The sequence below is a fragment of the Micromonospora sp. KC606 genome (assembly GCF_004348675.1).
Classification (GTDB): Bacteria; Actinomycetota; Actinomycetes; order Mycobacteriales; family Micromonosporaceae; genus Micromonospora.
On record NZ_SMKN01000002.1, the window covers coordinates 1 to 12,545 of the forward strand.

Annotated in this window: 6 protein-coding genes and 1 pseudogene; all 7 read left to right on the forward strand. The window is 66.6% G+C overall.

What is annotated here, in order from left to right:
• On the forward strand, positions 1-2,694 hold a 2,694-nt coding region (locus tag E1193_RS00975), incomplete at its 5' end, for an AAA family ATPase (protein WP_132179261.1).
• 109 nt (positions 2,695-2,803) lie between these two features.
• Positions 2,804-3,100 (forward strand): helix-turn-helix domain-containing protein, encoded by a 297-nt coding sequence (locus E1193_RS33910; RefSeq protein WP_347877000.1) that lies wholly within the window; start codon positions 2,804-2,806, stop codon positions 3,098-3,100.
• A gap of 141 nt (positions 3,101-3,241) precedes the next feature.
• Positions 3,242-4,828, forward strand: coding sequence for a DUF2397 domain-containing protein (locus E1193_RS00985; protein ID WP_207922485.1), 1,587 nt, complete (start codon positions 3,242-3,244; stop codon positions 4,826-4,828).
• Positions 4,829-4,841: 13 nt separating this feature from the next.
• Positions 4,842-6,038, forward strand: coding sequence for a TIGR02678 family protein (locus E1193_RS00990; protein WP_243707208.1), 1,197 nt, complete (start codon positions 4,842-4,844; stop codon positions 6,036-6,038).
• Positions 6,035-10,168: a TIGR02680 family protein gene (locus E1193_RS00995; protein WP_165945565.1), complete on the forward strand. Its 4,134-nt coding sequence runs from the start codon at positions 6,035-6,037 to the stop codon at positions 10,166-10,168. The genes E1193_RS00990 and E1193_RS00995 overlap by 4 nt, the downstream gene beginning before the upstream one ends.
• Positions 10,169-10,221: 53 nt before the next feature.
• A complete protein-coding gene (locus E1193_RS01000) occupies positions 10,222-11,427 on the forward strand; it encodes a Wadjet anti-phage system protein JetD domain-containing protein (protein WP_279433279.1) in 1,206 nt (401 codons plus the stop codon).
• Positions 11,428-11,581: 154 nt separating this feature from the next.
• Positions 11,582-12,320 (forward strand): annotated as a pseudogene (locus tag E1193_RS01005) (transposase family protein).
• Positions 12,321-12,545 lie beyond the last annotated feature (225 nt).

Genomic DNA, 12,545 nt, shown 5'->3' on the forward strand with positions numbered 1-12,545 from the left:
CTACCCGCCCACCCCGATCACCTCTTCACCTGGTTGGACGTCAACCAGTACTTCGCCGATCTTGCGCGTGACGGCGGCTGGCCCCACTGGCTGCACGAGGTCGACGCGTACTGGGACAGTGCCCGCTTCGTCGTCGACTCGACGGTGTCGACGGACGAGGTCTGGATCTGGCTGCGAGACGCACTCGGGCCGTTGACCGTCGAGCCCGACCGTGGCGTGCTGCTGCTCGACGACACTGGCCCGGACGGCCCCCAGCGACCGCTCGCCATCGAGATCGAGGCCGCTGGTGAGGTGCCCCCGGCGGAGCGTCGACCGCGCTGGAACGACCGCCGGGTGGTCTCCGACCTGGCCGGTGCCCTACCCGCACCACGTCCAGCCCTGCCGCACGACGTGTCCATCGTCGCCTTTCACTCGTTCAAGGGCGGGGTCGGCCGCACCCTCCACTGCGTCGCCACGGCTCGACGTCTCGCCGAACTCGGCCGGAAGGTACTGCTGGTCGACGCCGACCTCGAAGCACCGGGGATCACCTGGATGGTGGCCGACTCGACGCGCATCGACTTCGCCTATGAGGATTTCCTCGCTCTGGTACACGGGGCAACCGATGCGACGTACGTCGAAGCCATCAGCTTGGGTCGGAAGTTCCTGGCCAACCAGGAGCTGGATGGCGTGGTGGTCATGCCCGCCCGTCGCGACCACCTGCGGGTTGCCCCACCTCGCATCGAGCCGGTTGATTTACTCACCACGGACCGCGACCCCTACGTGCTAACCGAAGCCCTGGCCAAGCTGGGGCACGCGGTCGGCGCGGACACCGTACTTGTCGATCTGCGGGCAGGATCGAGCGAGCTGAGCGCACCCCTGCTGCTTGATCCCCGAGTGCTCCGGGTCTTCGTCACCACCATCAGCGACCAGTCGGTCCGAGGCACCCGCCAGATCCTCCGTGAGCTCAGCCGTCGTGCCCCCAGTCAACAGCCTGGCGACCCGGACTGTGCTCTGCTCCTCACGCAGTTCCATGCGGTGGACCACGGTGATCGGCTGGCGGACGTGGTGGCCGAGCTGAGGGACGGCGCACTCGAAATGTCCGGCCGGGCTGGCGATTTACACGACGACCTGCCTGCGGCGGACGCGGCGATCCCGCTAATGACAAGCCGCTTCGAACCTGGTCTACTCAACCTCCCTGCCTCCTGGGACGAGGTGGTGGAGCTCATCGCCCGCCTGCGTCTCGCCGATGTGGTTACCACCTTGGTCGAGGCGCTGCCCGTCGTTGCTACGAATGCTCACGCCCGGGTCGAGGTCGAGCTGGCCTCGGTGGAAGAGGTGAGGAACCACCTCGCCAGAGTCGCCGACGCCATGATCTATGCGGAAGGGTCCGCCGAATCGGAGTTCCTCACCACGGACGCTCTCCGCAATCTCGCCGAAGCCCATCGGACGGAACTGCCGGTGGAGATCGTCATCGGCGGCAAGGGGGCCGGCAAGACCTTCACGTTCATGCAGTTGTGCCAGCGCCCCGACTGGGCGTCCTTCGTACAGGCCGCCGGGGTGCCCAACGCCTCGCTGACCGTGCCGACCGTGCCGGTTCTGGCCTCCACGAACCTGCTGCCCGCCCCGGCGACAATGATCGATGAGCGACGGTCGGCGGCGGCGCGCAGCCTCAGTGGCCGGGAGCCGGTGAACCGTGGGGCGATTCGGGACATGATCGACGAGGCTAAGGTCCAGGAACTGACCCAGGTCGGTTGGCGTCGGGTGTGGCTGGCATGTTTCGCCCGTTCAATCGGTCTGGACGCCGACCCCGCTACCGCCGAGGAGATCCTCACGGCGTTTGCCCGTGACCACTCCGCGGTCTTCGTACTCGACGGCCTTGAGGACCTGTTCCCGTCGTTCGCCGACAAGAGCCGGGAGCAGGACGCCCTCCAGGCACTTCTGGTCGGTTGCCCGGAGTGGCTTCGCACCTTGCGCGGTCGACCGCTCGGCCTAGTGGCGTTTGTCCGGCGGGATCTGGCGTTGGCCGCCATCCGACAGAATCCCGGCCAGTTCGAGAAGCGGTACGAGAAGTACGCCCTGCGCTGGAACACCGAGGAGGCGCTGCGGCTGGCAGCGTGGGTGTGCCACCGGGGCAGGAGCCTCCCGGAGGTCTCCGGCGAGGACGTCCGTACCGCTACCGAGTCCCGGCTCTCCCATCTGATGTCGGCCATCTGGGGCGAGAAGATGGGCAGTGCCAAGTCCAAGGAGGCCCGTTCTGAGGTGTGGTTCTTCGCCGCGCTCTCCGACTTCCGCGGACAGATCCAGGCCCGGGACATCGTCGCCTTTCTCGCCAAGGCCGCGGAGGAGTCGGTGGGAGCCGACCCGCGCTGGTCGGATCGGATCCTCGCCCCCACCGCCATGCGCAACGCCCTCCCCAAGTGCAGCGAGCAGAAAATCGACGCGATTCGGCTGGAGAATCCACCGGTGAAGAAGCTGCTGGACCGGCTACGGGACCTTGACGTGAACCAGAAGAAGGTGCCGTTCCGGTTGGAATCCGTCGGCCTCAGCAGCGAGGAGGCGCGGCTGCTGGACACGAATGGTGTCGTGTTTCGGGAAGGTGACCAGTACTGGATTCCGGAGATCTTCCGGCACGGACTGGGCTTCTCGGTGCAGGGTCGACCGAGAGTGGTGGCGATGGCGAAGGTGGTGCGTCGCCGGAACGACATCTCCGGTTGACCGGCGTCACCTCGCCTGTGCGGCTCTACCAAACTTCTTGCAAGGCCAGCTTTGTCCATTGCGGATGGCTGGTGGCGTGATCGTGTGGAGTTGGGGTAGATCCTGCGGGATGAGGTGTCCCGATGGTAATGGTCTGTCCGCGCGGGGACGGGCGGAGCGGGAGGGGGTGCGGCGGCAGGCTGCGGGGTGGTTCGCCGAGGGTGTGTCGGTGCCGGAGATTGCGTGGCGGTTGCGGGTGTTGCAGACTGCGGTGCACGGCTGGCGGCAGCGGTGGCGGTCCGGTGGTGAGGACGGTTGGCATCGAAGGGGTCGGGCAGGCCGCGGTGCGGGAGGGCGGCGCGGAGCGCTGGCGGTGGGCCCCGGACAGCGTCTTTGGCGTATGGGAGGTGTGCCCAGCCAGGCATGAAGCCGCATTCCCTGAGCGTCGCGTCTCCAAGCGAGCGGCAGCGCAAGGTCGCTCGTCCACGCGACTTCGCCTGCTGATTCCTGGAAGGTCCACATCAATGGGGGTACCGGGATGGCACTGTCGCTCGCTACGGTACGACACGTGGAGGACGCAGAGGGCGACGTCGCTGGAGACCCTTCCGATGTAGAGAGTCGTCTGCGTCGATACTCGTACCTGACTTCCAGGGAATTCCCACGTACCTATTTCGCCATCATGCGGGTGTTCTCCTCGACCTTGCTCGCGGATTTATCGGCGACTGATGTGTCAAACGCGTTGTTCGCTGCCGAGCGTGACGGTCGCATCGAGCCAGGGGAATCGTCAGTAGACCGCGTGGTGGACCGCCTTACCCAGCTGAGGAAGTGGGGAAATCTCGTTCCCGGCCGGCGCGAAGCGAACGCTAAGTCGATTGCCGAGTTCGCGCACGGAAGCCTCCGTTATCAGGTGGACAAACTTGCGCTGCGGATACATCGCGAGGCCGAGGCGCTATTGGCGATTCCGGAGGGTGCTCGGGAGGTTTCGAGAGAGCTACTGCCCGCGATCCGGCGTGGCCTGGACGATGCGGCGGGCACCATATCCGCAGCATTGGTGGCTGAGCAGCTACACGGCTCGGGTTCGTCGGCGGTGGCGAAGTTGCGGGAGCGGTTGTCCGAGCAGGTGACCACCCTGTTCCTTCAGCACGCTGAGCTGGCCGCCACGGTGCGTGACTTCTATGCCCATGTGGGACAGGTCGTGGCTCGGCATGACCTGAATCCGGAGGAGATCGCTGGGTTCCGTGGGCTGCTGGTCGAGTACATCCAGCTCGTTGTCGACGATGTCATGCGGCACACGACACCGATCGCGGAGACCATAGGCACGCTCGAAACGGCGCTGCCGGAGGTGCTGCGGCTCCTTGCGCCGACCGCCGAGTTGGGAGAGTCGGTCGAGCGCGCCCGGGGCCGTTCGATGAGCGACTGGCGTGGCCTAACGGACTGGTTCGTCGAGCGACCAGGGCAGGTCAGTCAGGTCGGAGCTCTCCGCGAGGCCACGGCGAAGGCGATTGGGTCACTGCTGGCCAATGTCAAGCGAGCAACCGGCGGAGGAGACATCGCGCCGGGGCGGCGTACGGAACTGATTCGGCTCGCCCGCCGGTTCGACGAATCCACAGTAGAGGAAGCGCACGGCCTATACGCTGAATCATTTGGTGTGTGGGGTGCGCGACACTGGCTCCTAGCGCCGGACGTGGACGATACGCTGCCCACGACGCCGTGGCGCGACGGGATGAGGACGCCGGTCCCGGTGTCTATGTCGAGTCGGGGCGATCGAGCCGCGCGAGGCCGCACGGCCAAGATCGTAGAGAATCCTCTCGGTGAGCAACTGGCGCTGGTCGAAGCCCAGGAGCAGGCCCGAAGGCGTGAGGCGGCGTACGCGGAGCTGCGAGCCGCGGCGGCTCGGCTGGAAGAGGTTACCCTGTCGGCCGGTGCGCTGGACGTGCTTTACGATCTGTTGCGCCGTGCGATGAGTCACCGAGAGCGTGTCGATGGCGCTGGCGAATTCCTGCACACGCCTTCACAGCTACGCGTACGCGTGGGACCGCTGGCCGGTGTCCGGTGTCGTATCCGGGCCGCGCACGGCACTTTGACGCTGCACGACGTGGCTGTCCATGTCGAGGTCTGCGAAGGGGCGTCGGCAGCGGAGTCGCCGCATGGATGAGCGGGGCCGCCACATGGATCTGCTCGGTGAGTTGCCGCATATCGAGGCTGCCCAGGTCCGCAGGTGCGCGCGTGCGCTGCTGCGGCAGCCTCTGCTGCACGCCGACGGGCCGGAGGCGGAGCTGCTACCCCTGCTGTACCGGCACCGGGCTGTGCTGCGCCGGCTGTTCGCGGCCTACCTCGGCTACCCACTGCGGGTGGAGCGCCGTTTCGCCCGTCTCTTCAAGCAGCGCGATGACGGTGGCGGACGCGGCGTGTCCGGGTTCACCCCGCGCAGCTATGCGTACCTGGCCCTGACGCTCGCGGCGCTGGTGGAGGTGGGCCGCCAGGTCCTGCTGTCCCAACTGGTGGCCAACGTGCGCGGAGCTGCGGCCGAGGCCGGCATCGCGGTGAGCGACGACCCGGTCGAACTCCGGGCGTTGGCGGCCGCCCTACGTCACCTGGTCACACTGGGCGTGCTGGAGGAGACCGAAGGGAGCGTAGCGGCGGTGGCATCCGGCGGTCCCGAGGAGGCGCTTATAACAGTCGATGCAGAGCTGCTGGGACTGATGGGGCGGCCGGTGCGCACTTCTGACGTCGACTCCACCGACCGGGCCGGGCACCAACCTCCCGCTGTCGGCCGCGTCGTTGGCGTGCTGGCTCGTCGTCGGCTCGCAGAGGATCCGGTCGTGCTGTACGCTGAGCTGCCCATCGAGGAGGCCGACTACCTGCGTTATCATCATCGGCAGGAGTCCTACTGGCTGGATCGCTACTTCGGCCTCCAAGTCGAGGCGCGAGCCGAGGGCATGGTGGCGACCGATCCCGACGAGTACCTGACTGATCTGTCCTTTCCCGGCGGCTCGACAGTGGCTCGGATGGCCCTGCTGGCGTTGGAGCCGCTGCTGGCCATGTCGAAACCACGCGAGGTCGACGGCTGTCACGCCGTCAGCGTCAGTCAGATCCGACCGGTCTGTGCCGACCTGGTCAAACGACACCCATCGGGCTGGGCAAAGAGCGAGTTGGCCAACCTTGACGCGTTGGCCTCGAAAGTGACCGGCCTGGTACTGCAAGTGGGCATCGCCCGACGCGTCTCCGACGACGTCGTGGTTCTCGTACCGGCCGCTCACCGCTGGCTGCCCAAGGTCGAGGAAAAGAGCAACGCTGCCGAGCCGGCGGCTTCAGACAACGTGGATGAGCTGACCCTTTTCGGCGAGGGGGAGGTGCCCTGGTGATCGTCAGTCCGGGGGCTCAGGCGGACGGGTCGCGCTGGCGGCTGTACCGCGGCGGGATCGTCAACATCTGGGAGTATGGCGAGCGCACGCTCGACCTGGCGGGCGGCCGGGTAATCCTTCAGGGCACCAACGGGTCGGGCAAGTCCCGGACCCTGGAACTGCTGCTGCCGTTGTGCCTCGATGGCGATCTGCACCATCTCGGAGCCAAAGGGTATGACACAGTGAGCATCCGGCGGCTGATGCTCGACGACTACGCTGAGGGACCCAATCGCATCGGCTACGCCTGGATTGAGCTACGCCGTGAAGTACCCGATGGCGGTGCGGAGTTCCTGACCGCTGGTATCGGGGTGAAGGCATCGAAGACCACCCAGGGTGTGGCCAGCTCGTGGCGGTTCGTGACTGGTGCTCGGGTCGGCATTGACTTCAATCTGGCTGGAACCGACAAGACCCCCCTGGACCAAAAGGGACTCAAGGAGCGCATCGGTGCTGACGCCGTGTTCGACGAGGACCCGAAGGCCATGCAGCAACGGATTGCCACGGTTGTCTATGGCATCGGCGACCTACACCGCTACGACGACTTGCTTCACTTGCAACGGACGCTCCGCAATCCCGATGTCGGTGTCAAGGCCGTGGAGGGACAGCTAGAGGAGTACCTCGGCCGCGCGCTGCCACCACTGGATCCCGACGTAGTCAAGCGGCTGGCGAACCAGTTCCAGGACCTCGAAGCGATCAGGGAGAACATCGGGCGGTTGCGCGAGGCCGATAGGGCGCTGTCGGAGTTCCTCAGGGTCTACGCCGCCTACGCGGCCGGGGCCCTTCGTGACCGTGCCAACGCCGTTGTCCAAGCGCGGGGCGCGCTCACCGGCCACCTGCGGGTAGTCGAGGCGCGTGTCCGAGAGGTGAGCCAGCAATGCCGGGTAAGGGACAAGGCGGCGCTGGACGTTGCGGCGCACGAGTGTCTAGAGCGGGAGCTAAACGCGCAGGTCCGGGAGTTGGATGGCAACCAGGAGTACCGAGACCTCAACGTCAGGCGCCAACTCGTCGATGCGCTACAACAAGTGGCAGAATCCGCCCTCCGTAACGCGACAAACTGCCGCAACGCCGAGAACAACGCCGCCCGCGCTGTGCTGTCCGTGCTCCTGTCAGTTAAGCGGGCTGCGGAAGGGACCGTACAGGCCGTTAAGGACGCTTGCGAGCGGTTCGGCTGGGCAGGGCTGGATCCGCGGCTGCTGCCGGCACCACCCGCGCCACCAGCCGCCGAGCTGACACGCAGCACCGACTACGTCCAGATCGATGTCGGCCCCGAGGCTGCCCCGGGATCCGTCGAGCGAGTGGCCCCGCCCCCTGTCGACTTCGACGGGCTGACTACCACCGTGCAGCAGGTAGCCGCCGAAACCCAACGCGCGATACACGCCGCCAATGAACGACATGCTCTTGCTGCCACGCTGCAGCGCACCGCCTCTCAACTAGAGCAGGACCATCAGCAGATCACTAAACTCAAGGCACACGCGGAGGAGGCAGCCGCGGCTGCCGACCAGACCGCCACCGACCACCGCATCGCGGTGGAGAATGCCACGGCGACCGCCCAGGACTGGCTTGACGCGGCACGCAGGTGGGCGGAAGCCGCCCCAGCCAGCGCTGTGGATCTCGGCGAGCCGCCTTCGCTACCGGGCAAGGACGATCTCGTTGACGACCCAGGCGGCGCTGCCGAAAGCCGCACCGCTCATCGGGCGTGGGCTGCCCCGGCCGTCGCGCACGCGCGCGATGCCGCTAGCGCAGCCGGGTTGGATCTCAAAACCATGGCTGAGGAGCGAGAACGCGTCGCCGATGAATTGCATGCCCGCCGCCTTGGCGTCCATGCTCCGCCACCCCCCTTCCGGTACGCCTCGGCTGACAGGAAGGAACGGCCAGGTGCGGCCTTCTACCAACTGGTCGACTTTCACCCGCATGTAACTGAGCAGCAGCGGGCCGGGTTGGAAGCTGCGCTGCAGGCCAGCGGCCTTCTTGACGCCTGGGTCGCCGCCGATGGGACCATCGCCGACCCAGACCTCCACGACGTCTTGGCGGTCACCGAGACGGCACCGCCCAACGCCGGACCCTCGCCGACTCTGGCCTCTGTGCTCGTACCCGCACCCGATGACGGCTGCTCCGTGGCAGCCGACGCCGTGGCGCGTCTGCTGGTAGGGGTCCGCATCGCCGATAACCCGGCCGAAGCTGGCGATGGCGGCCTTGCCGTATCGCTGACCGGTCGTTGGCGGGCGGGCAGCCTTGCCGGCGCGTGGACCAAGGACGTCGCCGAGCACATCGGGGCCAGCACCCGGCAGGCGTACCGCCAGCGCAGGATCACGGAACTGCTCGCACTTTTGGAGGACCTCGACGGTCGCCTGACCAACCAGCAGCAGCGCAGCCGAGACGCCGAGGTTCACCTTGCCACTTGGGAGAAGCATGTCGAAAACTTTCCGGACACCGCCCCGGTCGTAGCCGCGCACGCGACGGCAATAGCAGTTGGGGAGCACCGCGAGGCGGCGGAGCTGCAGGCTCAAGCCAAGATTCAGGCGCACGCTCAGGCCCAGGGGCTATGGCAGGCTAAACACAGCGAGTTGAGTCGCCAGGCAGCCGAGGTGAACCTGCCGGACGCAGCTGCGGCGCTCGGGCAGCGCCTGACCCAGATCACCAGCGCGATCGAGGCAGCAGGCGCGCTATCCGCGAACCTAAACGACCTCTACCTTCCGGCAATCCACGACGCCGCGGCCCCCATGCAGACCTACACCGCGACCCTCGCAGATCGGGAGGAGGCGGAGGATCAGGCAGCCACCTCCCACGGCGATTACGCTCAGGCCGCCAAGGCGATGGCGCTTTATGTCGACAGCCTCGGTATCGACCGAGAGGAGTACGACAGGCGACTGTCACAGCTGCGTCAGAGGCTGGAGCGCACGCGCACGGCCCTTCCCCGGCTGCGCGCAGAGCGGGACAAGGCCGTTAAGGCGGTGATCGAGCTGGAGGCCGCCCAGAAGGCTGACGAGCCGAACGAACAACGAAAACGGGACGAGCTAGCGCAGTCGGAGCGACGGTTCGCCGCCGCCGCCGGGGCACTCGGCGTCTGGGCGGCTGCAAGCGATGGAGACGAGCAGCCGCCCGTCGATCGGCAAAGCGCCCTGCAGACCGCCGCCGGCTGGCACTCGGATTTGCAGCAGGCAGATCTGATTAACGCGCTTCAGACCTTCCGCGAGCATCTCCCGGACGGCCACGACGCCACCGTGCGGAACGAGGATGACGTATTCACCGTGCTGGTCAGCGACGGTGAAGGTGCCCGTCCCATCGCCGCTGCCGCGGGCCGGACCGCCCACCGTCTTGCCGAGCACAAGGAACAGCTCGACACCCGCTACCGGGAGATTCTCGAGGAGTACCTGCTGCGCGACCTCGCCGAGCACCTGCGTCGGCAGATCGACGCCGCCGACGACCTGTGCGGTCGCATGAACGCAATCCTGGCCGACGCCCGGTCCAGCCAGGGCGTCCACGTCCAACTCAGCTGGGACCCCTCACCCGCGCTGGATGACGCCACCCGTGAGGCGCTCGCATTGGTCCGGAAGTCATTCGCCACCCGAAGCCCGGAACAGGACGCCCAGCTGCGCCGAGCCCTTCAGGAGCGCATTGAGGCCGAACGCGACCTCCGCGACGCCCGCTACAGCCAGGTTCTTGCTCAGGCCCTGGACTACCGCACCTGGTACGCGTTCACCGTCCGCGTACGCGACATCGGGCCAGATGGTCAGTCGCGCAATCGGCTGCTGCGCCGGCTCTCGTCAGGCGAGACCCGACTAATCTCGTACGTCACCCTCTTCGCTGCCGCGGCGGCCTTCTACGACGCGCTCACCGTCCCGGGCGCCAATCCGCTGCGGCTGGTCCTCCTCGACGAGGCGTTCGAACGCCTCGACGACCCCACCACTACCCGACTGCTGGAGTTGCTTGCCGACCTCGACATGGACTGGATCATTACCTGGCCAGGCGGGTCGGCGTTCTCGCCAAAAATCGACCGCATGCAGGTCTATGACATCTTCCGGCCGAAGGGCGCTCCCGGTATCGCGTTCGTACACACCACCTGGGATGGCATCGAGCTCCGGCGCAGCTCATGATCGCATCACTCCCCGAACCGGTTCGACGCGCCCTTGATCGACCCGAGCTGAGCATGTTGTGGCAGCGGGTCCGTCGGCAGCTGGAACGAACCGGCGCGGAGCCGCGCGGAGCGATCACCATCCAGGTGACTGACCTCCCCACGGCATCGGAGCTGGGCGCCGTTCTCGGCCGGCGGCTGACTCGCCACGTCGGACGAAGCATCCGGGTCGACTTGGCGAGCCTCGACCAGCTACTCCGCGCCGGCCCAGCCCAGCAAGGGCTGTCCGATATCGTCGTGGCACTGACCGGCGAGCCGTTGCTACAGAGACAGCTCCGCCTAGATGCCCGGACGGCCGCCAACCGGCGCATCAAACTTGAACTGCTCGAACTAATGGCACGCGTCCCGGAACTGGCTTCGGAAAGGGCACTGCTGCAGGCGACTCCGGATGGTCCGATTCCGCGCCTGCCCAGCGGAACCTTAGCCGGTACGACCTCGTGGCCAGTGTATGAACTAGCGATGAGGGCCGCCTGCGTCTGGTGGACAGCTGACCGTGAAGGTCGACGCCTGGCGGCCAAGCAGCTCGCCGGACAGGCGTTCGGCGATACGAAAGGATGGACCGACCAACGCCGCCTTGCGTTCGCCAATCTGGTGCACCGGCCGTTTGACCAAGCGGTCGACGAGGCCGACATACCGATCAGGTTGAGTGGCCCGCTCGCATGGGTGATCGACGGAACTGTAGCCGACGCTGCTGCCGCCCGACCGTGGATAGCTGTGCCAGCCCACGGCGTAAGAACACTCGGATATGTTGACTGCACAGCCCGCGGCATTCTCTTAGTCGAGAATACCGAGGCGTTTGAGAAGGTGTGCCTATTGGACGGCGTTACCAACCGGTGGCTGTGCGTCTGGAATCAGGGAAACCCCAGCAAGAGGCTGATGAGGTTCCTGGCGGATCTGAAGCTCCCCATGGCAGCGTGGCTAGACCTGGACGCGTACGGAATACGAATGATCGCAAACCTTGAGAGGGAGCTCGGCAGGGAGATAACTCCCGTTGGCATGTGCGTCAACCTGTGGCGCGCCGGAACGAAACGGATCCAAGACGATCGGCAATTGGCCATGGCGCGACAAATCGCCGCCGCGCTTTCCCTGAACGGGCCCCTCGCACTACGTGAGCTGGCTGCCGCAATCTCCAAGACAGGCGACTGCTGTGAGCAGGAGACGCTGTATGAACACGTTCTCCCGGCGCTGCCCGCGATGCTACGGGAGCTAGAGCGCAAATAGGTTGAAATCACGCCACCGGCAGCAGTGAGCCCTTTTCGTCGTGATCACGCTGGTCACGGCGGGTGCGAGGACCCCGGAGATCGGTGAGGGCGAGGCTCTAGCTAGGTAGGACAGCAGTCGACCAAGATCCGATGCCCCGATCGGGAGCCTGGCCGTGCTGTCTTACCCCGCCACGATCCCGCTGTCCAGCCGAACTCTGAACCACCTCGCCGACCTTGTCCGTAACCACCGCCAGCAGCGTCGATCCCGGTGGCGACACCTACACCCGCCTCGCAGCCGGGTTCGGCATCGGCGTCGCCACCGCCTGGCGCTACGTCCGCGAAGCTGTCGACCTGTTCGCCGCAGCCGCCGACGATCTGGCTACTGCGATGGGCCGCATCCGCAAGCTGGCATACGCGATCCTCGACGGCACGCTGATCCCGATCGACCGGGTCGCCGACCAGAAGCCCTACTACTCCGGCAAACACAAGCGGCACGGCGTGAACGTGCAGGTCATCGCGGACGCAGCAGGTCGCCTGGCCTGGGCCTCGCCGGCGCTGCCCGGCGCCACCGACGGCCTGAGCGCCGCCCGCCTTGACGGCATCATCGACGCGCTGAGCAGCGCCGACGTGATGACGTTCGCGGACAAGGGCTACCAAGGAGCCGGCGGGAGCGTGCCCACCCCGTTCAAGCGTCACCGGCATCGGCCGAAGCTGTCCTGCGGGCAGAAGGCCGTCAACAGCGCACACGTCCGTATCCGCGCTCGCGGCGAGCGCGCCATCGCCACGCTCAAGTGCTGGAAAGTCCTGACCAAGCTGCGCTGCTGTCCCCGCCACGCGACCGCGATCGTGCAGGCCATCCTCGTCCGACGACCGCACCACCTCCGTGCATTCTTCCGCATCGGTACGACATGACACCGGTGCCGGCCCAGGATGAAGATTCACGACTTCGAAAACCCCGGATGCGGTAGGCATACCGGCACGGTTAGGTGACCCTCGGTTTACAGCAACGCTCACTTCTGTCGGTAACCAGACTGAAGTCCCCGCTCGGCTATCTGTGGCCGTCTGGATGGCTGACCTGCCGATCTGAGTCGTCGATGTCCGTCCGAGGGCCACGGCGCTACTTTCGTCGGGCAGTGG